General features: G+C 55.2%; 24 protein-coding genes, 1 tRNA gene and 1 pseudogene. 9 read left to right on the top strand and 17 right to left on the bottom strand.

Annotation, left to right across the window (positions count from 1 at the left end; translation table 11 throughout):
* Positions 1 to 73 precede the first annotated feature (73 nt).
* From KO116_RS05630 to uraH, 3 genes are read right to left on the bottom strand one after another with little or no spacing between them, the layout of a single operon-like run.
* Complete coding sequence (locus tag KO116_RS05630; RefSeq protein ID WP_035562307.1) at positions 74 to 808, bottom strand: GntR family transcriptional regulator; 735 nt, start codon at positions 806 to 808, stop codon at positions 74 to 76.
* An 18-nt stretch (positions 809 to 826) separates the two neighbouring features.
* Positions 827 to 2,026: a urate hydroxylase PuuD gene (locus KO116_RS05625; protein ID WP_035562305.1), complete on the bottom strand. Its 1,200-nt coding sequence runs from the start codon at positions 2,024 to 2,026 to the stop codon at positions 827 to 829.
* 15 nt (positions 2,027 to 2,041) lie between these two features.
* On the bottom strand, positions 2,042 to 2,395 hold the full coding sequence (gene uraH / locus KO116_RS05620) for a hydroxyisourate hydrolase (RefSeq protein ID WP_035562303.1): 354 nt from the start codon (positions 2,393 to 2,395) through the stop codon (positions 2,042 to 2,044).
* 144 nt (positions 2,396 to 2,539) lie between these two features.
* Here uraH and uraD point away from each other — a divergent pair, with 144 nt between their 5' ends.
* From uraD to KO116_RS26045, 3 genes are all read left to right on the top strand, one after another.
* Positions 2,540 to 3,076 (top strand): 2-oxo-4-hydroxy-4-carboxy-5-ureidoimidazoline decarboxylase, encoded by a 537-nt coding sequence (gene uraD / locus KO116_RS05615; protein WP_035562301.1) that lies wholly within the window; start codon positions 2,540 to 2,542, stop codon positions 3,074 to 3,076.
* Positions 3,077 to 3,195: 119 nt separating this feature from the next.
* Entirely contained in the window at positions 3,196 to 3,762 is a 567-nt protein-coding gene (locus KO116_RS26050) for a solute carrier family 23 protein (protein WP_268762330.1), read from the top strand.
* A complete protein-coding gene (locus tag KO116_RS26045) occupies positions 3,759 to 4,562 on the top strand; it encodes a uracil-xanthine permease family protein (RefSeq protein ID WP_268762329.1) in 804 nt (267 codons plus the stop codon). Before KO116_RS26050 ends, KO116_RS26045 begins: the two co-directional genes overlap by 4 nt.
* Positions 4,563 to 4,641: 79 nt before the next feature.
* Here the strand turns inward: KO116_RS26045 and KO116_RS05605 are convergent, their stop codons facing one another.
* From KO116_RS05605 to KO116_RS05595, 3 genes are all read right to left on the bottom strand, one after another.
* Entirely contained in the window at positions 4,642 to 4,998 is a 357-nt protein-coding gene (locus KO116_RS05605; protein ID WP_035562299.1) for a phasin family protein, read from the bottom strand.
* Positions 4,999 to 5,179: 181 nt separating this feature from the next.
* Positions 5,180 to 5,869, bottom strand: coding sequence for a glutathione binding-like protein (locus tag KO116_RS05600; RefSeq protein WP_035562296.1), 690 nt, complete (start codon positions 5,867 to 5,869; stop codon positions 5,180 to 5,182).
* Between the two features lie 115 nt (positions 5,870 to 5,984).
* Complete coding sequence (locus tag KO116_RS05595; RefSeq protein ID WP_035562294.1) at positions 5,985 to 6,677, bottom strand: glutathione S-transferase family protein; 693 nt, start codon at positions 6,675 to 6,677, stop codon at positions 5,985 to 5,987.
* 392 nt (positions 6,678 to 7,069) lie between these two features.
* Here KO116_RS05595 and KO116_RS05590 point away from each other — a divergent pair, with 392 nt between their 5' ends.
* Complete coding sequence (locus tag KO116_RS05590; protein WP_035562289.1) at positions 7,070 to 8,761, top strand: L-lactate permease; 1,692 nt, start codon at positions 7,070 to 7,072, stop codon at positions 8,759 to 8,761.
* 94 nt (positions 8,762 to 8,855) lie between these two features.
* On the opposite strand, the gene KO116_RS05585 is transcribed toward KO116_RS05590, so the two are convergent.
* From KO116_RS05585 to KO116_RS05545, 9 genes are all read right to left on the bottom strand, one after another.
* Positions 8,856 to 9,380, bottom strand: a complete 525-nt coding sequence (locus KO116_RS05585) for a gamma carbonic anhydrase family protein (protein ID WP_035562286.1) — start codon at positions 9,378 to 9,380, stop codon at positions 8,856 to 8,858.
* A 34-nt stretch (positions 9,381 to 9,414) separates the two neighbouring features.
* On the bottom strand, positions 9,415 to 12,417 hold the full coding sequence (locus tag KO116_RS05580) for an FAD-binding and (Fe-S)-binding domain-containing protein (RefSeq protein WP_035562283.1): 3,003 nt from the start codon (positions 12,415 to 12,417) through the stop codon (positions 9,415 to 9,417).
* A 16-nt stretch (positions 12,418 to 12,433) separates the two neighbouring features.
* Entirely contained in the window at positions 12,434 to 13,645 is a 1,212-nt protein-coding gene (locus KO116_RS05575) for a pyridoxal-phosphate-dependent aminotransferase family protein (RefSeq protein WP_035562280.1), read from the bottom strand.
* A gap of 100 nt (positions 13,646 to 13,745) precedes the next feature.
* On the bottom strand, positions 13,746 to 14,933 hold the full coding sequence (locus KO116_RS05570) for a CaiB/BaiF CoA transferase family protein (protein ID WP_035562277.1): 1,188 nt from the start codon (positions 14,931 to 14,933) through the stop codon (positions 13,746 to 13,748).
* 18 nt (positions 14,934 to 14,951) lie between these two features.
* The gene (locus KO116_RS05565; protein WP_035562274.1) at positions 14,952 to 15,758 is read right to left on the bottom strand and encodes an enoyl-CoA hydratase/isomerase family protein; all 807 of its coding nucleotides are present in this window, start codon (positions 15,756 to 15,758) and stop codon (positions 14,952 to 14,954) included.
* 64 nt (positions 15,759 to 15,822) lie between these two features.
* A complete protein-coding gene (locus KO116_RS05560) occupies positions 15,823 to 17,106 on the bottom strand; it encodes a TRAP transporter large permease (protein ID WP_035562272.1) in 1,284 nt (427 codons plus the stop codon).
* Between the two features lie 9 nt (positions 17,107 to 17,115).
* Positions 17,116 to 17,676 (bottom strand): TRAP transporter small permease, encoded by a 561-nt coding sequence (locus KO116_RS05555; protein WP_035562269.1) that lies wholly within the window; start codon positions 17,674 to 17,676, stop codon positions 17,116 to 17,118.
* A gap of 65 nt (positions 17,677 to 17,741) precedes the next feature.
* Entirely contained in the window at positions 17,742 to 18,719 is a 978-nt protein-coding gene (locus KO116_RS05550) for a TRAP transporter substrate-binding protein (RefSeq protein WP_035562266.1), read from the bottom strand.
* Positions 18,720 to 19,029: 310 nt separating this feature from the next.
* The gene (locus KO116_RS05545) at positions 19,030 to 19,491 is read right to left on the bottom strand and encodes a GlcG/HbpS family heme-binding protein (protein WP_035562263.1); all 462 of its coding nucleotides are present in this window, start codon (positions 19,489 to 19,491) and stop codon (positions 19,030 to 19,032) included.
* Between the two features lie 258 nt (positions 19,492 to 19,749).
* Between KO116_RS05545 and KO116_RS05540 the strand changes: the two genes are divergently transcribed.
* Positions 19,750 to 20,433: a GntR family transcriptional regulator gene (locus KO116_RS05540; protein WP_035562260.1), complete on the top strand. Its 684-nt coding sequence runs from the start codon at positions 19,750 to 19,752 to the stop codon at positions 20,431 to 20,433.
* 5 nt (positions 20,434 to 20,438) lie between these two features.
* On the opposite strand, the gene glcC is transcribed toward KO116_RS05540, so the two are convergent.
* Positions 20,439 to 21,218, bottom strand: a complete 780-nt coding sequence (gene glcC / locus KO116_RS05535; protein WP_035562258.1) for a transcriptional regulator GlcC — start codon at positions 21,216 to 21,218, stop codon at positions 20,439 to 20,441.
* 213 nt (positions 21,219 to 21,431) lie between these two features.
* Here glcC and glcD point away from each other — a divergent pair.
* From glcD to KO116_RS05510, 4 genes and pseudogenes are all read left to right on the top strand, one after another.
* Positions 21,432 to 22,932: pseudogene (gene glcD / locus KO116_RS05525) on the top strand (glycolate oxidase subunit GlcD).
* Between the two features lie 51 nt (positions 22,933 to 22,983).
* Positions 22,984 to 24,084 carry a glycolate oxidase subunit GlcE gene (gene glcE / locus KO116_RS05520; protein WP_035562249.1) on the top strand — a complete coding sequence of 367 codons (1,101 nt, stop codon included), beginning with the start codon at positions 22,984 to 22,986 and terminating at the stop codon, positions 24,082 to 24,084.
* A 14-nt stretch (positions 24,085 to 24,098) separates the two neighbouring features.
* A complete protein-coding gene (gene glcF, locus KO116_RS05515; RefSeq protein ID WP_035562247.1) occupies positions 24,099 to 25,331 on the top strand; it encodes a glycolate oxidase subunit GlcF in 1,233 nt (410 codons plus the stop codon).
* Between the two features lie 86 nt (positions 25,332 to 25,417).
* Positions 25,418 to 25,819, top strand: coding sequence for a heme-binding protein (locus tag KO116_RS05510; protein ID WP_035562244.1), 402 nt, complete (start codon positions 25,418 to 25,420; stop codon positions 25,817 to 25,819).
* Between the two features lie 115 nt (positions 25,820 to 25,934).
* On the opposite strand, the gene KO116_RS05505 is transcribed toward KO116_RS05510, so the two are convergent.
* Positions 25,935 to 26,011 (bottom strand) — tRNA-Asp (locus KO116_RS05505).
* Positions 26,012 to 26,038: the final 27 nt, after the last annotated feature.

Here is a 26,038-nt window from a genome sequence, read left to right as displayed (position 1 = left end):
TTCGGCGCAGCCTCAATATCTCCATCAAGCCCCGTGCCGATGCCGCCCAACAAGCTGCAGCGAGCCATCAACCTCATCCCCCAAATATCTGCTGCAAATCCGGCACGTTCTCCTCCTCTTCAACCATCGATAGCGAGGCTTCGATAGCTTTTAGGTGGCGGCTCATAAAGGCTTTGGCGCGTTCGCCGTTGCCTGCTTCCAGATAGCCGATCAGGTCGTCGTGGTCGTGGGATTCGCAGCCTAAATGGCCACGATGGCCGTAGACGGCGAGTATCAGCGATGAGCGCGAGCAGAGCCGTTCGACAAACTCTGCCAGGGTGGCGTTGCCCGAAAGCTGTGCTAGGCGCACGTGGAAGTCGGCCGAGAGCCGAATAGCGACGCTCTGCTGGCCACTGCGCAGCGCTTGGCGCTCCTGGCGGGCCATTTCGCGCAGTTCCGCCGCCTCTTTTTCGCCCATACGCCGAGCGACATCGGGCATTAATCCGCACTCGATTAATTGGCGGGCATCGAAAACGTCTTTGGCTTCGTCGGCGGTGGGCCGGGTAACGCTGGCGCCTCGGCGCGGTGTTAGCGTGACTAACTGCTCCAACGCCAAGCGTTGCAGGATTTTACGAATACCGGTGCGGCTAATGCCGAATACATCCGCCAGCGCATCTTCGCGCAGCCGTGCGCCGGGCTTTAAGCGCTGCTCGACAATAGCATCGCTCACAGAGCGATAGATGGCATCGTGGCGCTCATCGCCCTCTTTGCTATTTTTAACTTCTTTAGCAGGAGCGCGCCGTTTTTCCGGCGCCTGCGCATCACTCATAGCGAGCCTCTTTGATCGTTACTCCCAAGCGGCAATGATATCGCGCTCTTCATCGCTCATGTTGGTCATATTGCCTAACGGCATATAGCGGCTGGCCACGACCTGCTGAATCTGCGTTTTCTGGCCCAGAATCTCATCCCAGCTATCGAAAGCAAACCCGGCGGGCGGTGCTGAAAAACCGGCATGTTCAGGGTTGCGAGCGTGGCACTGAACACAGTGCTGCTCAATTAATCCCGTGATTTTTGCCTGATCCGGCCCTTGCGCGCCGGCATCACCGCTCGGTGATGAAGCACTTGGTGCGGCCACCCAAAAGGCTAACAGAATAAGCCCTACCCCAAAGGCGGGATAGGCGGGCTGGGTTTTGCCTGCGTGCATCAATACAAAGAATTGACGGATCAAGGCACCGGCGAAGATAAACATCACCATCACGACCCAGGCGAGCTCGTGGGAGTAGATGAAGGAGTAGTGATTACTCACCATCAACAACACGACCGGTAGCGTGAAGTAGGTGTTATGCACCGAGCGCTGCTTGCCGCGTTTGCCATCCAACGGATTGGGGGCATCGCCCGCCTTCATGGCTTTTACCATGCGGCGCTGGCCGGGGATAATCCAGAAGAAAACGTTAGCCGACATCGCCGTCGCCATGACCGCACCCGTAAGTAGGAAGGCGGCGCGGCCGGTAAACATTTGCGTGCTTAGGTAGGCAACGACCACCATCATCACTGCAACCGCGACGCTGAGCAGGCCGTCGCGATCCATATTGGGGCTAATGCGCTTACACAGTTCGTTATAAACCACCCAACCACCGAGCAGGAATGCCAGCGCCAGCAGGTTGGCCTGCCAGCCAGTCATGTTGGCGGCCCACTCCCAGGGGCTATTGGGGTTTACCAGATAGAAGCCCGGATTGACCATGTAGAGAATCACAAACAGCGCAAAGCCGGAAAGCCAGGTGGTATAGGCTTTCCAGAATGACCAGTGCAGATCATTGGGGAGCTTGGCAGGCGCGGTGGCGTACTTCTGGTTGTGGTAAAAACCACCGCCATGCACCGACCACATTTCACCAAAGACGCCCTTCTCGCGGTCTTCCTCAGCCTTCGGCGAACGTAGTCTGTTATCCAGCATTACAAAATAGATCGACTCACCGATCCAGGCGATAGCCGCAATCACATGCAGCCAGCGCAGCAGTAAATTAACAAAATCGATTAGGTATGCTTGCATAACGGAACTCCCCTATCAGCTACCGCGGTAAGTTGAGTAGCCATAGGGCGAGAGGAGTAGCGGCACATGGTAGTGCTGGCTGGCATCGGCGACGCCAAAGCGCAGCGGGATTACGTCTAAAAAGCGCGGCTCATTAGCTTCAACGCCTTGGGCACGCAGGTAATCACCGGCATGGAACACCAGCTCATACTCCCCTGGTGTGAGCGCATCACCTTCTAAAATGGGTGCATCGCAACGCCCGTCACTGTTGGTGATTACGGTACTCAGATGCTGGCGTTCACTGCCGGTAAGGTGAAACACCTCAATGGTAATGCCCTGACCGGGCTGACCTTTGGCGGTATCCAGTACGTGGGTAGTTAAACGTCCCATAGCCACTCCTTATTTATAACGTTGTTTGCATGGTTTGACCTATTGGTCAAAGAGTACCGTTACAGCTATTTATTGTATACAGTAATTCCAACCGCGCACTTTTTGAACACCTGCGCGTTACCCTTTTCACTTTGGAGAGAACCAATGCCTGCTGAAACACCGCGACTGCTATCGCCTGCGCCGAGCCAGTGCAGCCTTGAGATGCTTACCCACCATTACGGGGATATTTACGAGCACTCGCCCTGGGTGGCCGAAGCGGCCTGGCACCACGGCCTAACCGAAGCCCATGACACCCCAGACGCACTGGCCGAACTGATGGGGCTTATGTTGCAGCAGGCAAGCAGCGAACAGCAAATTAGCGTTATCCGCGCGCACCCAGACTTGGCAGGTAAAGCCGCCATGGCAGGCGAATTAACCCAAGACTCCACCAGTGAACAGGCAGGCGCCGGTCTAGACCAGTGCAGCCCCGCGGAGTTTGCCCGCTTTGAAGACCTTAACGCCGCGTACAAGGAAAAATTTGGCTTTCCGTTTGTGATTGCCGTTAAGGGGCTCGATCGACACGGCATTCTCGATGCCTTTGAAGCGCGGTTACATAACGATGCCGCCGCCGAGCGACAAACGGCCATTGAGCAGATCATTTGCATTGCGCGTTTTCGTTTAAGGGCCCGGGCCGAACAATAAACCACCAAGTCGACGCCACTTCGCCAAACGGGCTATTGCATTTACATCTTGTATACACTTTTATTAGTAAATGGATGCAAGAAGAAAACAATGCCACCCACTGCGAATAAAGGCTCTTTATGTCCACTCCGCCCGACGCCCAAACGCGGCCTTCGCGTACCATTAATCAAAACCCCGACGCGATGCCGCCGTTATCAAAAGCGATCCCGCTAGGCCTACAGCACATCATGGCCATGTTCGCTGGTAACGTCACACCGCCGATTATTATTGCGGGCGTGATCGGCGCCAACCCGGCGGAGCAGATCTTTTTAATACAGGTAGCCCTGTTTGTGGCGGGGGTATCCACGTTGGTACAAACCATCGGTATTGGTCCGATAGGCGCCCGCCTGCCGATTGTGCAGGGCACCAGCTTTGGCTTTTTGCCGGTGGCGCTGCCGCTGGCTAAAGCGTTTGGCCTGCCCGCCGTTCTCGGTGCTTCCTTTGTGGCTGGGCTGCTACAAATTGTTCTCGGTGCCTTTTTAAAGAAGATTCGCCATTGGTTTTCCCCAGTAGTCACCGGCATTGTGGTGCTGTTGATCGGAATTACCTTGATGCCGGTGGGTCTCAATTACGCCGCAGGCGGTGTGGGTGCGGATGACTTTGATCACCCGGCAACTTATTACTGGCACTCTTTGTACTCAGCATGACCATCGCCATACACCAATATGGGCGGGGTTTTATTAAAGCGTCTTCGATTCTGTTTGGCTTAGTGGCGGGCTATGCGGTTGCCATCATTCTTGGCAAGGTCGATTTTACCTCGCTAAGCAACGCCGCTTGGTTCGCGCTACCCAAACCACTGGAATACGGCATGACGTTTTCTGGTACCGCGATCATCGGCATGACGCTGATTATGTTTGTGGTGGGGCTAGAAACGATTGGCAATATCTCCGCGATTACCACCACTGGCGCTGGCCGCCCCGCTAAAGACCGTGAGCTCTCTGGCGGCGTTATGGCCGATGGGGTAGCAACTTCATTTGCCGCCGTTTTCAACACCCTACCCAACACAGCTTATGCTCAGAACGTTGGCCTGATTACCCTCACTGGCGTAGTCAGTCGCCACGTGGTGACTATCGGCGGGCTGCTATTGATCGCCATGGGGCTATTTCCCAAGCTGGGCGGGCTGGTCGCCGCCATGCCGCCTGCGGTACTTGGCGGAGCAGGTGTAGTGATGTTCGGCATGATCGCGTCGGCGGGTCTTAAAATCATCAAAGAGTGCGAGCTGGATCAACGCAATATGCTGATCATCGCCGTGTCGCTAAGCCTTGGGATCGGCCTGCCTGCCGTCGAGGCGATTTCAGAAACCATGCCGGGGCAAATGGGGCTGCTGCTTAAGTCAGGTTTAGTGCCTGCTGCACTCGCCGCTTTATTGTTGGATGCCATCCTGCCGGGCAAGCCTGATAGGCGCGCCAAGCTGGCGAAGGACGAAGCGGAGTATCAAAACCGTTAATCATGCGATGACGGGCAAACGAAAACAAAAATGCCGAACCCTTTGGGCACGGCATCTTTAAGCGGTGGTACGGGCTAGATCACTGCTTGGCAGTCTCTACCGCTTTTTTAGAGGTTTCTTCTGCCATTTTTTGGCTGTCTTGAGCAAAGCTTTGGCCGATGGAAGTCACTTTTTCAGTGTCGCCCTTCACTCGCTCCATAAACTCGCCAGCCGTTTTCTGCTGGCTCTCCATGGCCTTTTTGAAGCTGTCTGCATCTTTTACATCAAGCCAAGTGCGCGCTTGTGAAATTGCCATATCAGAGTAGGCACGGAAAGCGTCCATTTGTGCACTGAAAAGCTGATCGTAGTAATCAAGGGCTGTTAGCGTGTAAGAACGCATGGGTGAAACAAATGCGGACTCAAACTGTTGCGTTGTCTTATCAGTAGCTTTCGTCATCTTCATATCTCCAGATGTGAGCTAGCACATAAACACGCCTCATTAGGCGGTTGTTAGCCAGGCTGTTGCCTCTGCTGTCCTTAAAGCTAGCAGTGCTTTTTGTGCAGCGCAACATGGTTTTTTACTCATGCTGCGCCTGCTCACTTCTGGTCAGTGCAAAACGCTGGCGGCATCCTGGCTACTAGCGGTTACCGAACAAATGCTTACGCGCCTGTTCGTCCATTTCTACACCCGCCTGAGGATTAACATCTTCGACCAATGCGTAGGCTCGGCGCACGGCTGGGCGTGCTTTGACCATCTCGAACCAGCGCTCTAGGTCGGGGAACTCTTCAATGGTTTGACGCTGTTTTTCCCAAGGAACAATCCAGGGGTAGATCGCCATGTCGGCAATCGAGTAGTCATCGCCGCCCACATAAGTGTGATTCGCCAGGCGCTGATCCAACACGCTGTAAAGGCGATTGGTTTCACGCACGTAACGCTCGATGGCATACTCAATTTTCTGCGGGGCGTAATGGCAAAAGTGGTGGTTTTGGCCTGCCATCGGGCCTAAACCGCCCATTTGCCAGTGAAGCCACTGCAGCACGATATAGCGTTCACGCCCTGCCGCTGGCAAGAAAAGGCCGCTCTTATCGGCGAGGTATTCCAGAATGGCGCCCGACTCAAACATCGAAAGCGGCTGGCCGCCATCTTTCGGCGCGTGATCGACGATCGCGGGAATGCGATTATTAGGGGCAATAGTGAGAAATTCAGGGTCAAACTGCTCACCGCGGCCAATATTGATTGGCTTCACTCGATACGCCAGTTTGGCTTCTTCGAGCATGATGGAGATTTTGTGGCCGTTAGGTGTTGTCCAGTAGTACAGGTCAATCATTGCCATCTCCTTTATGAAAACACTGATTGGCTCATTATGAGCCCATCAAGCTTTCGAAATGCAGCTGGCGGCACACGAATGTACCGCCATGGTTAGATATAGCGCGCAGCGGGCGTTATATCTCCCGCACGGTCAGAGCGGTGCTGGCCGCCCCGTCGTGTACGCCAAGCATGCGTTTGAACCACTCGTCTACCGGGTCGCCCGGCTCTACTACCGCCTGTGATGATACGACATGGGCCCACATCATGCTGCCGAACAATAAGTAGTCGCAGCCGCTGGGTGCATCACCGTCTAAAAAGGCGCTCTTCCGCAGCAGGTCACGTACCGGCGCCAGCGCCTGTTGAAGCTTCTGTTTACCCTGCTCAGGCTGATGAAACTCTTCTAGCGTACAGCCAAAACGAGCCTCACGGGTTTCGCGGAAATAGGCCTGGTCACCAGGATGTACTGCTGCGAACAGATCTATGGCGATAATACGGAATAGCGCCGGATTCACGCTGCGCTCAACGACGTATTTGAACAGTAAAGCCCGCTGATAGCTGACGCCTTCGCCCAACACGGGTGACTCGGGATACGCTTTGTCCAGATAGCGCATGATCTCGAAGCTGTCGGTGACAACCTGCTCGCCGTCGCACAGCACCGGCACTTTGTCGTAGTCGGCAAACTCCAGCGCTTTTTTATCAAGGAATCGCCATGCCACGGTGGTGAATTCCAGGCCTTTATGGGCAAGCGCCATCCGTACGCGCCAGCAGTAAGGTGAGAAGCGTAGCCGTTCGTCACGGCCGCACAGGTCATAAAGCTTAAGTGCCATTACTACCGCCTTTTAGTTCGTTACATTGGGTGCTGAAAAACTGTTGGTAAAAAGTGGTTAGAAAACCACATTTATAAACGCTGCGTAGTTAAACAATGAGCTCAAGGAACTAGCCGTGCAAGAGGTACGGCTAGGCACTGTCTATTAGTCTAATAGCAGCGCTTGCTATAGCTTCGGCTTTATTTCTAAAAAAACATTATAAAACAATAAACTATGAAAAAAGTGCGGTATAAATCGATATCTTAAACACACGCCAAACTGGTAAGACCAATTTTCCAATGTAGTCATATTGTTAGGCTAAACGTATCTTTCACCTACACCCGACTGGCACCACAACAGCCAGACGGTTATTGCGGAGCATACCAAATCAATAACAAGGGGCAGTTCCTTCCATGAACGAAACGATTCTTGCACTTCTGGCCTTTCTGCCGCTGTTACTGGCCGGTATTTTGCTCATAGGTTTTAAAATACCAGCCAAGATAGCGATGCCTATTGTTTTCCTGACCGCTGCCATTATTGGCTTAACCGCGTGGGATATGTCCTTTAGCCGCGTAGCGGCATCGACCATTCAAGGCCTGATTCAGACCGCGGGTCTTTTGTGGATTATCTTTGGCGCCATTTTGCTGCTTAACACCCTTAAGCACTCCGGCGGCATTACCGCTATCCGTAATGGCTTTTCAGATATTAGTCCCGACCGCCGCGTACAGGCGTTAATTGTTGCTTGGCTGTTCGGCTGCTTTATCGAAGGGGCATCAGGCTTCGGTACGCCAGCTGCGGTTGCCGCACCCTTGATGGTTGCTCTCGGCTTCCCGGCGCTTGCGGCGGTGGTTGTGGGTATGATGATTCAATCAACGCCGGTCTCGTTTGGCGCAGTGGGTACGCCTATTGTGGTCGGTGTCGGTAGCGGCTTGGATCGCGCAGGTATTAGCGCCGAACTCGACTCAGTAGGCTCTAGCTGGGATGTCTTCTTCCAGCTAGTCACCAGCGAAGTGGCAATTACTCACGGTATCGTGGGCATTTTAATGCCGCTGATTCTGGTTACCGTGATGGTGCGCTTCTTCGGTGCCAACCGCTCCTGGAAAGAGGGGCTGTCGATTACCCCCTTCGCCATCTTTACCGGTATCTGCTTCGTAGTGCCTTACATGCTGGTAGGCGTGCTGCTGGGCCCTGAGTTCCCTTCAATGATCGGCGCTATGGTGGGCTTGGCAATTGTCGTACCCGCTGCCAAACGTGGCTTCCTGATGCCAAAAGATACCTGGGACTTCCCCGAGTCCTCTTCTTGGCCTGACGAGTGGATCGGTAACCTACAGATCAAGCTTGATGACGTTGTAGGCAAAGCGCCAATGTCCACCTTCAAAGGCTGGGTACCCTACGTACTGTTGGCACTGTTTTTGGTGGCCTCACGCACCATCGAACCACTGCGTAGCGCACTAACGTCGATCAACCTCAGCTGGAGCAATATCCTTGGCGAAGCGGGCGTAAGCGGTGGCGTTCAGCCGCTCTACCTACCGGGTGGGATCATTGTTGCCGTGGTTATCGTTACCTACTTCCTTCACCGTATGAACCCGCAAAAGATCAGCGCAGCGGTGTCTGAATCCACCAAAACGATATTTGGTGCTGGCTTCGTGTTGATCTTTACCGTGCCGATGGTGCGTATCTTGATCAACTCCGGCGTTAACGGCGCAGATCTTGTCTCGATGCCGGTGATGATGGCCCAGGCAGTGGCCGATAGCGTGGGCGGCATTTATCCCTTCTTTGCCCCAGCAGTCGGGGCAATGGGCGCCTTCATTGCAGGCTCCAACACGGTATCCAACCTGATGCTGGCGGAATTCCAGTTCAGCGTTGCGGAAACCCTGGGACTTTCCACGGCCATGATGGTAGCGCTGCAGGCAGTGGGCGCGGCGGCGGGCAATATGATCGCTATCCACAACGTGGTCGCGGCATCCGCGACGGTGGGCCTGCTCGGCCGTGAAGGCGCCACCATCCGTAAGACGATTCTACCGACGCTCTACTACCTCATCTTCACCGGTATCATCGCCCTCATTGCGTTCTACGTGATTGGCGTAACAGATCCGTTAATGTGACCATAAAGTAGAACGGGCTGTAATAACGACGCTAGAAACGCAAACCCCCAGGCCAAGGCCTGGGGGTTTGCTATTTAGCACAGCGGGTTTTACGTCAATCGATACGCTTTAGCTGCTGGCTATGGAGCTTGCCGCGTTCAACATAGCTTTGAGCGTTCTGCTTCAGTCCCGCCACGACTTCTTCGGAAAGCTCCCGCACTACCTTGGCCGGCGAACCGACGATTAGCGAGTTGGGCGGAAACACTGCGCCTTCCTTAATAAAGGCACCGGCACCCACCAGGCTGTTCTCACCAATCACCGCGCCATTGAGCACGACCGCCTGGATACCGATCAGGCAGCCGTCACCGATGGTGCAGCCATGCAGCATCGCCTGGTGCCCTACCGTTACGCCTTTACCTACCTTGAGCGGAAAGCCTGGGTCTGCGTGCAGCACGGCGCCATCCTGGATATTGCTCTCTTCACCTACTTCAAGATGGTCGGTGTCACCGCGCAACACGGCTTGATACCAAACGCTTGAGCGCGCTTTTAAGGTGACCTGACCGATCACATCGGCCGTTTCCGCAATGTAAACGTCGTCGTGAACCGCTGGGCGATGCTCGCCGTATTGATAAAGTGCCACGTTAACCTCCTGGGTTGTTATTGGTGTTCCGCCTTCAGGCTAGCGCTTGTTCCAGCAATCGAGCAACGTGAATCGCTTCGCGGCCACTGCCATCGTGAATCTGATGGCGACAGCTCGTGCCATCGGCAATCAACACGGCGTTGCTATCCGCTTTTCGAATCGCAGGTAAAAGCGAGAGCTCCGCCATTTTCAGCGAGGCGTCGTAGTGCTCCGCTTCATAGCCAAAGCTACCCGCCATACCGCAACAGGAGGACTCGATAGTCTCGACGGTGAGGTCAGGAATCCAGCCCAGCACCTGCTCGACGGGGCGCAGCGCATCGAAAGCTTTTTGATGGCAGTGGCCATGCAGCATCGCACGCTCGTAGTTCAGCGGTTTCAGTTCGAGGGGAAGCTTATCTTCGGCCCGTGCCTTGACCAGAAACTCCTCAAACAGATAGGCCGATGACGACAACGCTTTTGCCTCTTCGCCAAAGCCGTACTGCAGGAATTCATCGCGCATGCTGAGCAGGCAAGAGGGTTCCAGGCCTACAATCGCCACGCCGCGCTCCACAAAGGGCATCAAGTGTTCAAGCGTACGTTTGGCTTCCGCCTTGGCTTTGTCAAACTGACCCGAAGAGAGGTAGGTCCGCCCACAGCAGAGTGGCCGCTGCCCTTTGGTTACGTTGAGATGCACACGGTAGCCTGCCGCTTCCAGCACCCGCTTGGCCGCTTTGGCGTTATCACCTTCCATATAGTTATTGAAGGTATCTACAAACAGCAGTACCTCCCGTTCCGAGGTGACTGGCTGCCGAGACGCCTCGGCACTGGCGAGAAAATTACCGTTAAACATCGGCAGCGAGCGTTTGGGCGCCAGCTTTAACGCCTGTTTGATCTGCTTAGCCAGAAACGGCACCCGCTCAACACCATTCACCAGGGCAGAAAACTTGCTAGCCCAGGGCGCATAGCGCGGCATTTCACCGACCATACGATCACGCAGGGATAAGCCTTTGACACGGGCGCGGGCGGTACGCGCCTCTATCTTGAACTTGGCCATATCGACGCCGGTAGGACAGTCACGCTTGCAGCCTTTGCAGGAGACACAGAGATCCAGCGCCTCTTTCACATCGTCGCTGGCCAATCCTTCATCGCCCAACTGACCCGAGAGCACCAAACGCAAGGTATTAGCACGGCCACGGGTCAGGTGTTGCTCATCTTTTGTCACACGGAAACTAGGGCACATAGTGCCTGCATCAAACTTACGGCAGTGGCCGTTGTTGTTGCACATCTCCACCGCCATGGCCAAGCCATGGGTGGCATCGCCGCCGGTACCTGGCGCAGTTTGCTCGCCCGTTAACGGGTCGCGCTTCACATTCCAGGCGGACCAATCGAATACCGGGGTAAGCGGAATGGTGGTGTAGGACTTGGGAAAACGAAAATAGCGCTCGTCATCCATTTTGGGGGTATCGACGATTTTGCCGGGGTTGAACAGATTTTTAGGATCAAACAGCTGCTTAATCTCGCGGAAGGCATTATTAACCGTTTCGCCAAACTGCCACGCCACCCACTCGCCACGGCAAATGCCGTCACCGTGTTCGCCGGAGTAAGCGCCTTTGTATTCACGCACCAACGCGGAGGCCAGCTCGGCGATTTCACGCATTTTCTCGGCGCCGTCCCGGCGCATATCGAGAATTGGCCGTACGTGTAGCGTGCCGACACCGGCGTGGGCGTACCAGGTACCTTCAGTGCCGTAGCGGTTGAACACCTCGGTGAGCTTATTGGTGTACTCGGCCAAGTGTTCGAGCGGCACCGCGCAATCTTCAATAAAGGAGACCGGCTTACCGTCACCTTTCATGCTCATCATGATGTTGAGTCCGGCTTTGCGCACGTTCCACAGCGCTTTCTGCTCGGCCGCTTCGGGCATATCCACCACGCTGCCCGGCAGACCTAAATCGCCCATGAGCTCATTCAGCCCGCGCAGCGCTTCAAGCTGTTTGGCGTGGTCGTGACCGGCAAACTCCACCAGCAAAATCGCCTCGGGCTTGCCGATCAGCGCCTTCTCGATGACCGGGCGGAACGCTGGATTCTCAAGCGACAGCTCGATCATGGTGCGATCAACCAGCTCCACCGCCGTGGGGCCAAGCTTGACGATATGCTGAGTGAAATCCATCGCCTGGTAAAAGGTCGGGAAGTTCACCACACCCAGCACCTTCTGCTCAGGTAGCGGTGAAAGCCGGAGCTTAATACGCTGGCTCACCCCGAGCGTGCCTTCCGAACCCACCAGCAGATGGGCCAGGTTGGCACGGTTGCCTGGGTCGTAGGGCATCGGATTCTGACAATCGAATAGATCCAGGTTGTAACCCCCGACCCGGCGCAACACCTTAGGGAAGTGATCGCGAATTTCCGGGCCTACCCGCTCCGCAATCGCCCTCACCTGCTGGGCGAGGCGCTGCTCCCGCGAGCCTTCCGCGAAGCGGTCAACGAAACCAAAACTCGCCGCGCTGCCGTCAGCCAGTAGCGCGTCGACGCCCAGCACGTTGTGCACCATATTGCCGTAGTAGATCGAGCGTGACCCGCAGGAGTTATTGCCCGCCATCCCACCGATGGTGCACTGGGCGCTGGTGGAAACATCCACCGGATACCAGAGCCCATGAGGTTTGAGCCAGGCGTTAAGGTGGTCGAGCACGATGCCCGGCTCCACCACCACGGTGCGCGCCTCGGCGTCAAACTCAATCACCTGATTGAGCCAGCGGGTAGTATCGATCACCAGGGCTTCACCGACGGTTTGACCACACTGGCTAGTGCCCGCGCCCCGGGCCAAGATGGGCACCCTGGCATCACGGGCAATATCCAGGGCAATTTTCAGATCTTCCTGATGGCGCGGGATGACCACGCCTACCGGCGTCACCTGATAAATAGAAGCGTCGGTTGAATAGCGCCCCCGAGTGGCCCGGTCAAACAGCACCTCCCCGGCCATCTCTCGGGATAACCGCTCGGCTAGTTCGCCGAGCGGTTTAATCTTGGCATCGCGGGACGGGTATTGGTTCGTCAGAGACGTCATATGGCTCTCCCGTCGTTTAGCGCTCGCCTGCGTTAAGCGGGTTGGCAGCAAAGTAGTCCAAAGCAGCCGTTACGCCACTGCCTTTAAGGTTAACGCCGGACAGCTTCATGCCCGCCTCACAGCCACCCAGCGTGGCAATCAGCGTTAAATCGTTGCAGTCGCCCAAATGGCCGATCCGGAACATTTTGCCTTTGGCCTTACCCAGCCCCATGCCTAATGAAAGGTCAAAACGCTCATAGATAATCTTGCGCACCGCATCCGCATCGACACCTTCGGGCATCACCACACCGGTCAGCACCGGCGAGTAAACCGACGGATCTAAACACTGAATCTCAAGCCCCCACGCCTCTACCGCCGCGCGCACCCCAGCGGCCCAGCGCTGATGGCGGGCCAGCACATTGTCCATGCCCTCATCCAGCAGCATATCCAACGCTTCGTTAAGGCCATACAACAGGTTGGTGCTGGGCGTGTAGGGCCAGTAGCCGTTCTTGTTGGCTTCGAGAATTTCATCCCATGCCCAGAAGCTTTTCGGCAATTTCGCCTGTTTGCTAACTTCAATCGATTTAGGCGAAAGCGCGTTAAAGCTGATGCCCGGCGGCAGCATCAAACCTTTCTGCGAGCCGGAAACCGTTACATCCACGCCCCACTCATCATGGCGGTAGTCGGCGCTGGCCAAACCAGAAATAGTATCGACAATCAGCAGTGCGGGATGGCCAGCTGCATCGATGGCTTTACGCACGGCGGCGATATCGCTCGTCACGCCAGTAGAGGTTTCGTTATGTACCACACACACAGCCTTTAGCTCGTGGTTGGTATCCTCTTTAAGGCGCGCCTCGATCATGTCGGCCTGAACACCGTGGCGCCAGCCTTCGTAGCCCGGCAGGCCCAAAAACTCAGGCTGAATGTCCAGACGTAGCGCCATTTTTTGCCATAGCGTGGCGAAGTGGCCGGTCTCGAACATCAACACTTTATCGCCGGGTGACATAGTATTGGCCAGCGCCGCTTCCCAGGCACCGGTACCTGAGGCCGGGTAGATAATCACCGGGTTCTCGGTTTTGAAGATTTTTTGGATCTTGCTCAGCAGCTCAAGACCCAGGGCACCAAACTCAGGCCCGCGGTGATCGATTGTGGGCAGGCTCATCGCCCGTAAAATACGGTCTGGCACCGGCGAGGGGCCAGGAATTTGCAAAAAGTGACGGCCGGATGGATGAAAATTAAGCTTTAACATGATGAGGTTCCTGTTTGTTGTTGTCAGGCTAAACGTTGGCTCTGCCAATTAGCGTTATTCAAAATGGATAATGAATGCAATTACTCACATCAAAAAAGCGCTATTTGATACATCCTTCAGCACGTAAAGCGTCAAGCTCAGCGCCGGAGAACCCTAAACTATCGAGCACTTCATCGGTGTGCTGGGCAAAGAGCGGCGCGGGGCTGCGAATTTGCGACGGTGTTTCTGAGAATTTGCTCGGAAAACCGATGGTTTTCATTTTGCCCATTACCGGGTGCTCCATCTCTTGCACCATGCCGCGCGCTAAATAGTGCTCATCCTGCATGGCCTGGGCGAAGTCGTTGATTGGTCCGGCAGGTACACCTGCGCTGTCACACAGGGTTAGCCACTCATCCACGCTTTGATTCGCCATTAGCTCTTCGAGCAGCGCCTCCAGCTCTTCAACGTGCTGGCCACGGTCCTGATTGGTAATAAAGCGGGGGTCCTGCATGAGTTCTTCGCGCTTCAGTACGTCCTGGCAGAAGCGCTCCCAGGTGCGCTGGTTGGCGCAGCCGAGCATCAAATAGCCATCGCTGGCTTTGACTGCCTGATAAGGCGCGGAAACACGGTGGCGCCAGCCCGTTGGCCCTGGCACGGTACCTTCAGAGAAGTAAGCCGCCGCTTCCCAGGTAAACCAGGGCAAACCGCACTCGGTGATAGCGATGTCGATATGCTGGCCAGCACCGGTTTTCATCTTGTGGATACACGCCGCCAGAATCGAGTAGACCGCGGTTAAACCACCGCCAATATCGTAAACCGCAATGCCGGTTTTCAGCGGGCGCTTGCCCTCCTCCCCGGTCATCGACATCAGGCCGGTCATGCCTTGTGCGACCAGGTCAAACCCGCCTTTATGACTATAGGGGCCGGTTTGCCCGTAACCGGAAATTGAGCAGTAAACGATGCCGGGGTTGATTGCTTTTATAGTGTCGTAATCGATCTCAAGCGACTTGGTCACACCAGGCCGGTAGTTCTCAACGATGACATCCGCATCAGCGGCCAAGCGGTAGAATATTTGCCGCGCCCGTTCGTCTTTAAGATTCAGCGAGATACTTTTTTTGTTGCGGTTAATCTGTGAAAAGCAGGTCGATTCGCCATTCACGTAGGGGCCCATTTGGCGGCTGTCGTCTCCGCCATTGAGCTTCTCGACTTTAATGACTTCGGCGCCCATGTCCGCCAGCACCATGGTGCAGTAGGGGCCAGCCATAATCTGTGATACATCAAGTACTTTTATATCTTGTAGGGGAAGCATGCGCTCTCTCCTTGACCTTTAATGACCAGACCACTCAAAGGGCGTTTTATTGACGAACTTATCCACCGCGGCGGCAAAGTCTCGGCTCATATAGCAAATGGTGACCCAGTCGTCGCTGGCATCGGCAGGGAGTCTCCGCTGCTCTAGCGCACGTCCAATCAACGCCTTGCTGGCCTGTAGCGTCAACGGCGACCGCTTGGCAAAGGCTTCCGCCAGCGCAGCCACTTCGGCGTAAATTGCATCAGCGTCAAACAGTTGATTTATTAGGCCTGCAGCCTGGGATTCTTCGGCGCCAAATAGCCGAGCCATCATTAGCGCTTCTTTGGTGCGTGCAACGCCAAGCATGTCGATCATGCGCGAGACGTTGTTAATCGAGAGCGTATTGCCCAGCGTTTTGGCGATCGGCACGCCAAACTTCATCGTCGGGGTGGCGTAGCGGAAATCGCACACCAGCGCTAGCGCCGCACCGCCGCCCACGCAGGCGCCTTCAATCAATGCCAGGGTCGGCTTGGGAAAGGTTTCCAGCTTGCCCACTACGCGGTCAATGCGTCGCTCGTAGGCAATCGCGTCTTCAGGCTGAGTGAAACCCGAAAACTGGCTAATATCAGTGCCCGCGACAAAGGCTTCACCGCCCACGCCATGAAGCACCACGGCATACACAGTGTCATCCTCGGCCAACTGATCGCAGTGCTTTTCCAGGGCATCGTACATTTCCCAGGTCATCGCATTGCGGCTCTGGGGCCGGTTAAAACCAATCCAGGCCACGCCATTACGAACGGAAAATGTGACGCTCTGGGCAGCCTGTGATTCGTCAAGATTGCTCATTTTCGTCTCCTGTTTGGGCGTGGTGCCGGGCTAATAACACCCGGCAACCAGCGCGTATAGCTGCTTAGCCGTAGATAAAGTTAACCAACGCCAGCGCAAACGCCGGGATGTAGGTATTGATCATTAGCACGGCGAACAGGACGGCGATAAACCACAGATTGGTTTTGGATGTGGCCCATACATCTGACTTGGCGATTGAACAAGACGCGATGAGGACGCTGGCCACCGGCGGAGTTTGCTGACCAATGGCTAGGTTCAGCGTCACGATCAAACCAAAGTGCAGCGGGTCGATACCCACTTCAAGTACTAACGGCAGGACGATCGGTACCACCAGGATGATGGCCGCTGCAGAGTGCAGGAAAATACCTAAAATCAAGAAAATAACATTAAGCAGTGCCAAAATAAGATATTTATTGTTGGTTAGCTCGCTGATTTGCATGGCGATTTCTTGAGGCACTCGGGTCTCAGTAAGATAGCCCCCCACCACTGCAGACGCGGCCACCAGCAGCATGACCACAGCGGTCTGCACACCAGCACTCTTACAAGAATCAATGAAATTTCTGATAGTGAATTCGCGATAAACCACCGCACTGATAAAGATCGCGACACATACCGCCAACGCCGCGCCTTCAGTTGCCGTAACGAAACCACCAAAGATACCACCGAGAATGATGACGGGAATCAATAGCGCCCAGATGGCTTCTTTAAAAGCTGTCCAAAGCTGTGAAACCCGGAACCGTCCTTCAGAGGGGAAGTTGTTCTTGCGCGCCAAGTAGTAGCACATCGCGGCTAAGCCCATCGCGCCCAACAAGCCCGGCAAAATACCCGCCACAAACATTTGCACCACTGATTCGCCCGACATCACCGCATAAAGAATCATCGGGATAGAGGGTGGGAGAATGATCGCAAGGCTTGCCGCAGAGGATGAGATAGAGGCCGCAAACTCTTTTGAGTAGCCTTTCTTGCGCATAGCCGGGATCAGAATACTGCCGATCGCCGATACACCCGCCACTGCCGACCCAGAGATTTCAGCAAAAAATACCGACGCGCCGATCGTCACCATCGCCAAACCGCCTTTGATAAACCCTACCATTGCCATGGCTAGGTCAATCAAACGCCGAGAGATACTCGACGCGTTCATAATGGCGCCCGCTAAAATAAACAGCGGTATGGCAATAAGCGGAAAATTGGTCGCGCCCTCAAACATAGTCATGCCCACCGTAGGCATCGCCATGTTGCCGTATGTCATAAAGGTGGCAATCGTTCCTACCAGCGCTAAGGCAACCGCCACCGGCACGTTAATTAGAATAAGCACTATTAGTGCTAAGAATATGTACAGTATGACCATGGTGTTTACTTATCCTCGCTGATGCGTGCTGACGGTGGCGACTTCTTCAGCGTCGATGCCGGCTTCTTCAAGCTCATGGTCAATAAAGCCTCTACCGCGCGCACTTTTAATCACATCAGGGATCCGCAGCAGTTCTGCAATAATGAACAGCACAGCAGCAACGGGAATCGCCGAGTGAACCAGTTGCATAGACACCCCTGGGAGGCTGACCATGCCAACGCCTTCGAGAATCAACATGACTTGGTAGCTCGCGAGACCCAAGAAAACGAAGAACCCGATAGTGATAGCTTCAGCTAACAGCGCGATCGGCACCCGAATAGCGGGAGGACACATGTTCAACACGCTTGGACAGGTAATGTGCGCGCCTTTAGCGGCTGCTAAAGCTGTGCCGTAGTAAGTCACCCAAGCCAGTAAAGCGGCGGCTAGTTCGTCATACCAGCTTAATGGAGAGCCTAGATAGCGGGTTACAAAACCTAGTGTTACGACAACGGCAAGCGCAATTACCAAAAAGACCACGATGCCTTCAAGAAACGAAAAATATGCGTTCTTGAACTTTGTAAAAGTACTCATTGAGACCTCCGAAAGGCGAGGCGCCCCGCCAAGTAGCGACGCACCTCTAAAGAGTGGCGCTTTGCTTACTCGCGAAGAGCAGTCACGGCGTCAATCATTTCCTGGCCACCATCCACTTCGTCAGCAAACTTGCTGTAAATGGTCTCAGAGGCCTCAACAAAGGCATCGAAGTCGACTTCATTCACTTTCATGCCTTCGTCCCGCATTTTCACCAGAGTTTCATCGTCTAGCCGCTGCCCCTCTTCCAGCACAAAATCTTCCATCTCGACAGCGACTTCTTCGAGTACCTGTTGCACTTCTTCAGGCAGGCGGTTCCAACTTACACCGGCGGTCAGATAAGCGGGTGTATAAACGTGGTTAGAGATCGAGAGGTAGTCTTGAACTTCGTGGAAGCGCGAGGAGTAGGTTTGAATAAAGGGATTTTCCTGGCCATCCATTGCGCCTGTTTGCAGGGCAACAAACACTTCCGACAGCGACATTGGCGAAGGTGCCGCGCCGTAGCTACGGAACATATCGATACGCCATGTGCCGCCAGGTACGCGCAGCTTTATTCCTTCGAGATCTTCTGGCGTTACGATTGGTCTCTCGTTGTTAGTAATCTGGCGAAAGCCATTTTCCCACACGCCAATAATTTTAAAACCACGGGCTTCTGCAGCGTCATACAGCGGGCCACGAACGATCTCTTCACGCACGCGCTTCATATGTTCGCGGTCTTGGATCAAGTAAGGCATCTCGAACAGTGCAAACTCAGCGGATTCAGAGCTCATTACTGTCGAGGGCAACGAGAGATCTAAAGACCCTAACCGCAGGCGACGCATCATCGATTCGTCACCACCCAGTTGGCTATTGCCAAAAACGTTTACTTCCGCCACGCCTTCCAAACGTTCGTTGGCAAGTTCGGCAAAGCGATTCGCAGAAATTTCAAACAGTGATCCAGGGCCACCGACATGGCCAAGGCGAATTTCCGTCTGGGCGTTGGCGGCGGCGGCCTGCAAGCCAAACGACACAACGGCCGTAACGAGTGCTGTTTTGAGCAATTTCATTGTGAACTCCAGGTAAAGCATTTGTTGTTGTTAGCAATGTCACCATCGTGGCTCTGGCACCCGATAGCGCCTGCAAAAGGCGTCGCTTGAGTAGATCTACTTATTGTTGATCTAGCGCTACTCATGAAACATCCTCCACCTCAATTTGAATTCAAAATTCAAAATTAGGTATTAAACTTTCGTCTCGACACGAAAATCTCACTGCAACCAGTTGATTTAAAAAGGGCTAATAAAAAGTAATCGTAAAAAAAAGCGGACAGCGCCTCGATTCGACCGCTGCCCGCTTCATTTAACATCTTTCTGCTAACACTTAGTCCGGTTCAAGCCCCCAGCGCAGACCGGCCCGCTCAATACCGGCAATCGCCGCTTGTTGATCCTCCTCAGATGAAGCACCGCTAACCCCCACCGCACCAATCACACAATTTTGCTGATCTAGAATGGGGACGCCGCCGGCCACCGCTACAAAATGCCCCTGGGAAGCCGCCGCCACACTGGCAACAAAAGCGGTGCGCTCGGCATTACGGGCGCCACTTACCCCACTGGCAACACCGATGCCCAACGAGGCATAAGCTTTTCCCTGCGCAACCGGAAACCGCAATGGCGCACAGCCATCTTCCCGCTCTGCGGCGATCACATGGCCACCGCCGTCTAGCACGATGATTGTTAACGGCGGCAATTTTGCTTCGCGCGCCTGCGCCATGGCACCATCAATGATCTTTCTGCCCTCTTCTCGGGTGAGCTGTACGCTGCAGTGAAATACTTGTCCGGCCATAAGAGTTACCTTTTTTGTTGTCACTCAGTTGTTGTCAGCACGTTGTCTTGGTAAGTACGCGGTTTTGGTAAGCACATCGACGTCGTAGATAGCGATGGTGGACAAAAGCGCCACCAAAGGAATATTGAATTCATAATTACTTTTGCAGATCATATCAACAAAAGCCACTATGCGAAGATGGCATCGTGCTCACATTGAACTAGGTGGTCTGGGTAGCTTGGCAAGCAAACAAGCGAGCCGCTGACAAGGAACTTACGAATGACAAAGATCTTGCAACGCAATTTATATCGCGAAGTGGCCGATAGAATTGGCGACCTGATTGAGCACGGAGAGCTGCTACCCGGTGAACGTATTTCGGAAAAGCAGCTGTGCGATCGCTTCGGTGTATCGCGTACGCCGCTGCGGGAAGCATTGAAAGTACTCGCCACTGAAGGACTGATTGAACTGCTACCCAATCGCGGCGCGCGGGTGGTGCGGTTAACCTTAAAAAACGTTAAAGACACCTATGACCTGATGGCCGCACTAGAGGGGCTGTCGGGGGAGCTTGCCTGCCAGTACATCAGTGACGCTGAAATTGCCGCCATTCGTCAGCTACACGACACGATGCTGGAACACTACCGTAACCGGGATCTAATGCCCTATTTCCAGGTCAATCGGCAGATTCACGAAAGCATTCTGGCGGCGTCCAATAACGATGTGCTGCAAGAGATGTATAGCAATCTAAGTCAGCGCATTAAGCGCGTGCGTTACTCCAAGAAGATGACCGAACGCTACTGGAGCCAGGCGGTAAAAGATCATGAAAATATGATGGCTGCACTTGAAAAGCGTGACAGCCAATTGCTCGGCCAAATTCTCCGTGACCATCTGTGCAATAAGATTGAAGTGGCTACCTTAGCAGGCGTGATTGACACCGAAGACGATAAAAGTGCGGCTAACAGTTAACTTAGCTATTGCCACTCTTCAAGGCGCATGGAGGATCGCTCCAGCCGATCGTGCTCCACCTCCAGATCACGCAGCAGTTGGCTAATGCTGGAGAGATGCTCTAGCGCCACCTGTTTTGCTTGCTCTGCATCGCCGCTGACAACGGCATCGTGCAGTTGAGCATGCTGCTGATTGATCATCGCCCGCGGCACAGGCAAATGATAAAGGTGTTTGACCGAAGCGAATACCGAACTCAGCAATAAATCGGTCAGGCTCTGCAGCGTGTGTACCAACACTGGATTATGCGATGCTTGGGAAACCGCCAAATGAAAGGCGTGATCAAATCTAGCCAGCCGCTCGACATCGATCGGCTCGGCGGTTTCCGCATAGTCGGCCATTTCGTGATAACGGCGGGTGATCAGCACGCGGTCAGCGGAGGTGCCCCGGCTTGCCGCCAAACGTGCCGATTCCCCTTCTAACAGGGCGCGCACTTCTAGCAGATCGAACAGCGTGCGCGGATGGTCTTTAAACAAGTGCATAAGGGGGCTTTGCTGATTGACGGGTAGCAGCGTCGCCACCGTCGATCCATGGCCCTGGCGGGTGTCGATAATCCCCTTGCTGCGCAGAATTCTTAACCCCTCGCGTAACGACGCGCGGGAGACGCCAAGCCGATCACACAGCCGCCGTTCCGAAGGGAGCAACTGGCCGGGGCGAAAAACGCCATCCAGAATAAGACGTTCAAGCCGAGTAGCCACCTGATCCGGCCTACGCTGCCCGGGGGACAAGGCTTGATTCTCTGATGCCATGGTGACTCTCCTAATGGGCGATATGACCAGCTTGCCAGGACTCGACCCAGTACTAAACAAACAAGGCACCCCTGTCGACCAATTACTGGTCAGACCAATGCACCACAGCCTAGACAGACCGATAAAAAAAGCCCAAATTGAGGCCATGTTAGGTGGGCGGCCCATGGACAACTTTTCAGCGTTCGCCTTTAACGATAATAAACATGGGATGTCATGATGAATATCCTCTTTGATGAGCGCCTGGACGGCGAATTGGTCCAGCGAGATAAAAGCGAGGTCTTGAGCGACCTGCAGCAAGCGGTTCCCGATATGACGCTGCTGCACCGTGAAGAAGACTTGCGTCCTTTCGAATGCGATGGTCTGGCGGCCTATCGCGTACTGCCGATGTTGGTGGCGTTGCCGGAAACCCTTCAACAGGTTGAAGGGTTACTCAAGCGCTGCCATGCCCTGGGCGTACCCGTGGTTACCCGCGGTGCGGGCACCGGACTCTCAGGGGGCGCCCTGCCGCTGGAGCAGGGCGTGCTGCTGGTCATGTCACGGTTTAACAAGATTCTGAGCGTTGACCCCGATGCACGGATGGCTCGCGTGCAGCCCGGCGTTCGTAATCTGGCGATTTCCGAGGCTGCCGCGCCCTACGGCCTTTACTATGCCCCGACCCCTCCTCGCAAATTGCCTGCTCGATCGGCGGTAACGTGGCTGAAAATGCCGGCGGCGTGCACTGTTTAAAATATGGTTTAACGGTGCATAACGTCATGCGGGTGGACGTACTCACCATCGAGGGCGAAGCCATGACACTGGGCGCCGAGTCTCTCGATGCGCCCGGTTTTGACCTATTAGCCTTGATGAACGGCTCTGAGGGCATGCTCGGCGTGGTCACCGAAATTACCGTCAAGCTGCTGCCCAAGCCGGAAACCGCCAAGGTACTGATGGCCAGCTTCGACGATGTCGAAAAAGCCGGCCATGCGGTGGGCGATATCATCGCGGCAGGGATCATTCCTGGCGGCTTGGAAATGATGGATAAGCTTGCCATCAAAGCCGCCGAGGACTTTGTCAAAGCGGGCTATCCTCTCGACGCCGAGGCGATTCTGCTCTGCGAGCTGGATGGCGTTGAGGCCGACGTTGACGACGATTGCGATACCGTACGCCGCGTGCTGGAAAAAGCCGGAGCCACCAATATTCAACAGGCCCGCGATGAAGCCGAGCGCGCCAAGTTCTGGGCCGGACGTAAGAACGCCTTCCCTGCGGTGGGCCGCATGTCGCCGGACTACTACTGCATGGACGGCACTATCCCCCGCCGCGAACTCCCCGGGTACTCAAAGGCATTGCTGCGCTTTCTGAGGAGAGCGGCCTGGCGGTGGCCAACGTGTTCCACGCTGGCGACGGCAACATGCACCCGCTGATCCTGTTTGATGCCAATAAAGAGGGCCAACTGGCGCTTGCCGAAGAGGTAGGTGGCAAGATTCTTGAGCTTTGTGTGGCGGCAGGCGGTTCGATCACCGGCGAGCACGGCGTGGGGCGGGAAAAAATTAATCAGATGTGCAGTCAGTTCCAGCCGGATGAAATCAGCGTTTTCCATGCCCTGAAAGCGGCATTCGATCCCCAGCGCCTGCTCAATCCTGGTAAGAACATTCCGACCCTGGCGCGCTGCGCAGAGTTTGGCGCCATGCATGTTCACAATAACGAACTGCCGCACCCGGATCTGCCCCGTTTTTAATAGTGACCTAGTCAAGATAACCACTAGGCAAAATAAATATTGGAATAGACCATGACCGAATTAGCGATGCATGCCGCCGACCGCGATATCGCTGACACGCTGTGTGAGCAGGTGCGCAGTGCGTATGACGCACACACTCCGCTACGTATTGTAGGCGGCGATACCCGCGCCTTTTATGGCCGACCGGTGGATGGCCAAGCGCTGCAGATGGCCGAACATAGTGGCATTGTCAGCTACGATCCGGTGGAGCTGGTGGTCACCGTGCGCGCTGGCACGCGACTAAGCGCCCTTCAAGCAGCGTTGGCAGAGAAACACCAGATGCTGGGGTTTGAGCCGCCCATATTTGGCGAAGCCTCGACCATTGGTGGCGCGGTCGCGACCGGCCTTTCCGGCCCGCGCCGCCCCTGGGCAGGCGCAGCGCGGGACTTCGTGCTTGGCACTCGGGTCATCACTCAAGAGGGCAAGCTGCTGCGCTTTGGCGGCGAGGTGATGAAGAATGTCGCCGGTTACGATCTTTCGCGCATGATGGCGGGTGCTCAAGGAACACTTGGCGTGCTGACCGATATCTCGTTTAAAGTGCTGCCCATTCCCAACGCTACGCACAGCTTACGCCTGCCCATTAATCTTGAAGACGCGCTTAAAAAGCTTGCCGAGCTGGGTCGCAAGCCGCTGCCGATCACGGCGGCAGCCTGGCATAACGGTGAGCTTTTTCTGCGCTTAGAGGGTGGCAACAGCTCTGTCAGCGCGACGCAAGCGCAGCTAAACGGCGAGCCGCTTGATGCCAGCTTCTGGACCTCGCTACGCGACCATACCCACGATTTCTTCCAACTCAGCGACGACCAAGCGCTGTGGCGGTTATCGCTGCCTCCGCATACGTCGCCGCTAGCACTGGATATTCCCGAAGCGGATATCTTTTACGATTGGGCGGGCTGTCAGCGCTGGGTAAAAACATCGCTGGATGCCAGTACCCTGCGCGCCGCCTGCGCGGCAGCAGGCGGCCATGCCACCTGCTACACGCCGCACGCCCAGGGAGGCGCCGCCGACCCTTTCACGCCGCTCAATAAGGTAGTGGAAAAATATCATCGTAATTTAAAGGCGGAGCTGGATGCCCATGGCATATTCAATCCCAGTCGTCTTTATGCGGCGTTTTAATCAGGAGAGCTGACATGCAGACGCAATTTACCGATGCCGACCGTCAGAAGCCGCACATTCAGGAAGCAGATAGCATTTTGCGCACCTGCGTTCACTGCGGTTTCTGTAACGCCACCTGCCCCACCTACCAGCTGTTGGGCGATGAGCGCGACGGCCCCCGCGGGCGTATTTATCTGATGAAGGAGCTGCTTGAGAGCCACGACGATGACGACCAAGTCACCGAAGAGACTCGCCTGCACCTTGACCGCTGCCTGACCTGCCTTAACTGTGAAACTACCTGCCCTTCCGGCGTGGAGTACCACAAGCTACTCAATATTGGCCGTGCCGAAATTGAGCGCAGGGTTCCCCGTCCTGCTGGCGAGCGGGCCCAGCGCTATGCACTGCGGAAAATGATGGTCGAGCCTAAACGCTTTCAGGCACTGCTAAAGCTGGGCCAAACCTTTAAGCCGCTGGTGCCTAGCAAGCTACGCAGTAAAATGCCCGCAGCGCCCATAGATGCAGGTGCACGCCCCGACGCAAACCGTCATACCCGGCAAGTGCTGATTCTGGAAGGCTGCGTGCAGCCGGGGCTGTCACCCAATACCAATGCGGCTACCGCGCGGATCCTAGATCGGCTCGGCATTAGCGTAACGCCGGTGGCTAAAGCAGGCTGCTGTGGCGCGGTTGATTTTCACCTCAACGCCCAGGACGATGGGCGGGCTCGTATGCGCGCCAATATTGACGCTTGGTGGCCATATATTGAACAAGGCGCTGAAGCCATCGTTCAAACCGCCAGCGGTTGCGGCGCCTTTGTTAAAGAGTATGGCTATATGCTCAAGGATGACCCTGAATACGCCGTTAAAGCGCAAAAGGTCAGCACTTTGGCCAAAGATATTGTCGAAATCTTGCGCGATGAGCCCCTGGAAGCATTGAACGTTAAAGAATCCAAGCGGCTGGCATTTCACTGCCCTTGTACGCTGCAACACGCGCAAAAGCTTAACGGTGCAGTGGAAGGCGTACTCACCAAGCTCGGCTTTTCGTTAACGCCGGTGCAGGATGCGCATCTCTGCTGCGGCTCGGCGGGCACTTACTCGATTACTCAACCGGAAATTGCCACCCAACTGCGCGACAATAAGCTCAATGCCCTGGAGGCCGGTAATCCAGAGATGATTGTCACTGCCAATATCGGCTGTCAAACCCACTTGGCTGGAGCCAACCGTACGCCGGTGCGCCACTGGGTTGAAATCGTCGATGCGGCACTTCCCTAGCGCTGGTTGTTACTCTTTACCCCCTACCGCCGCGCTGCTACTTAATAGCGCGGCGACTCACTCCCTGCCTTAAAAAGGATTACCCCATGCAAACAAAAGCCATCCTCGCTCAAGCCGATGTCATCAATGTATTAGACGCGGCGCAAAAAGAAGCCGACAGCAATAACTGGCCGGTCACTATCGCAGTAACCGACGACGGCGGCCACTTATTGGGCCTGCGCCGTTTAGATGGTGCTGCCCCTTTCAGTGCCGATGTTGCCACGCAAAAAGCGCGCAGCGCAGCGCTAGGTCGTAAAGAGACCCAGGTATTTGAAGAGATGATTAACGGCGGCCGTACAGCGTTTCTTTCTGCGCCGCTGCAGGGTCTACTTTCAGGTGGTGTGCCGATCACAGTGGATGGCCATGTGGTGGGTGCCGTAGGTATTTCCGGCGTTAAACCCGACCAGGACGTACAGGTTGCCAAAGCAGGTGTTAGCGCTATCGGCTAATGCTAGCGGGCAGCCCGTAGGCTGCACGCAATAAAAAAGCCCGGATCAATGATCCGGGCTTTTTTGGAATTCGTTCGACTGATGCCGATATTACATTTTCAATCTAAGCGCTTAATGGCGGACCGGACGAGACTCGAACTCGCGACCTCCGGCGTGACAGGCCGGCATTCTAACCGACTGAACTACCGGTCCACGTTAAGGCACTTTACAACGACCATC

It is taken from the genome of Halomonas sp. KO116 (assembly GCF_000734975.2).
Taxonomy (GTDB): domain Bacteria; phylum Pseudomonadota; class Gammaproteobacteria; order Pseudomonadales; family Halomonadaceae; genus Vreelandella; species Vreelandella glaciei.
Note: the sequence above shows the minus strand (reverse complement) of the source record. Positions and strands in the feature narration are given on the sequence as shown.

Bases quoted from the DNA above. Each gene is read 5' to 3' on its own strand.
- glcC (WP_035562258.1), bottom strand. From the start codon at position 21,218: ATGGCATCAGAGAATCAAGCCTTGTCCCCCGGGCAGCGTAGGCCGGAT.
- KO116_RS26045 (WP_268762329.1), top strand. From the start codon at position 3,759: ATGACCATCGCCATACACCAATATGGGCGGGGTTTTATTAAAGCGTCT.
- KO116_RS05625 (WP_035562305.1), bottom strand. From the start codon at position 2,026: ATGCAAGCATACCTAATCGATTTTGTTAATTTACTGCTGCGCTGGCTG.
- KO116_RS05540 (WP_035562260.1), top strand. From the start codon at position 19,750: ATGACAAAGATCTTGCAACGCAATTTATATCGCGAAGTGGCCGATAGA.
- KO116_RS05560 (WP_035562272.1), bottom strand. From the start codon at position 17,106: ATGGTCATACTGTACATATTCTTAGCACTAATAGTGCTTATTCTAATT.
- KO116_RS05570 (WP_035562277.1), bottom strand. From the start codon at position 14,933: ATGCTTCCCCTACAAGATATAAAAGTACTTGATGTATCACAGATTATG.
- KO116_RS05630 (WP_035562307.1), bottom strand. From the start codon at position 808: ATGAGTGATGCGCAGGCGCCGGAAAAACGGCGCGCTCCTGCTAAAGAA.
- uraH (WP_035562303.1), bottom strand. From the start codon at position 2,395: ATGGGACGTTTAACTACCCACGTACTGGATACCGCCAAAGGTCAGCCC.
- KO116_RS05510 (WP_035562244.1), top strand. From the start codon at position 25,418: ATGCAAACAAAAGCCATCCTCGCTCAAGCCGATGTCATCAATGTATTA.
- glcF (WP_035562247.1), top strand. From the start codon at position 24,099: ATGCAGACGCAATTTACCGATGCCGACCGTCAGAAGCCGCACATTCAG.
- uraD (WP_035562301.1), top strand. From the start codon at position 2,540: ATGCCTGCTGAAACACCGCGACTGCTATCGCCTGCGCCGAGCCAGTGC.
- KO116_RS05575 (WP_035562280.1), bottom strand. From the start codon at position 13,645: ATGTTAAAGCTTAATTTTCATCCATCCGGCCGTCACTTTTTGCAAATT.
- KO116_RS05550 (WP_035562266.1), bottom strand. From the start codon at position 18,719: ATGAAATTGCTCAAAACAGCACTCGTTACGGCCGTTGTGTCGTTTGGC.
- KO116_RS05545 (WP_035562263.1), bottom strand. From the start codon at position 19,491: ATGGCCGGACAAGTATTTCACTGCAGCGTACAGCTCACCCGAGAAGAG.
- KO116_RS05590 (WP_035562289.1), top strand. From the start codon at position 7,070: ATGAACGAAACGATTCTTGCACTTCTGGCCTTTCTGCCGCTGTTACTG.
- KO116_RS05595 (WP_035562294.1), bottom strand. From the start codon at position 6,677: ATGGCACTTAAGCTTTATGACCTGTGCGGCCGTGACGAACGGCTACGC.
- KO116_RS05580 (WP_035562283.1), bottom strand. From the start codon at position 12,417: ATGACGTCTCTGACGAACCAATACCCGTCCCGCGATGCCAAGATTAAA.
- KO116_RS05605 (WP_035562299.1), bottom strand. From the start codon at position 4,998: ATGACGAAAGCTACTGATAAGACAACGCAACAGTTTGAGTCCGCATTT.
- KO116_RS05565 (WP_035562274.1), bottom strand. From the start codon at position 15,758: ATGAGCAATCTTGACGAATCACAGGCTGCCCAGAGCGTCACATTTTCC.
- KO116_RS05600 (WP_035562296.1), bottom strand. From the start codon at position 5,869: ATGATTGACCTGTACTACTGGACAACACCTAACGGCCACAAAATCTCC.
- KO116_RS05555 (WP_035562269.1), bottom strand. From the start codon at position 17,676: ATGAGTACTTTTACAAAGTTCAAGAACGCATATTTTTCGTTTCTTGAA.
- KO116_RS26050 (WP_268762330.1), top strand. From the start codon at position 3,196: ATGTCCACTCCGCCCGACGCCCAAACGCGGCCTTCGCGTACCATTAAT.
- glcE (WP_035562249.1), top strand. From the start codon at position 22,984: ATGACCGAATTAGCGATGCATGCCGCCGACCGCGATATCGCTGACACG.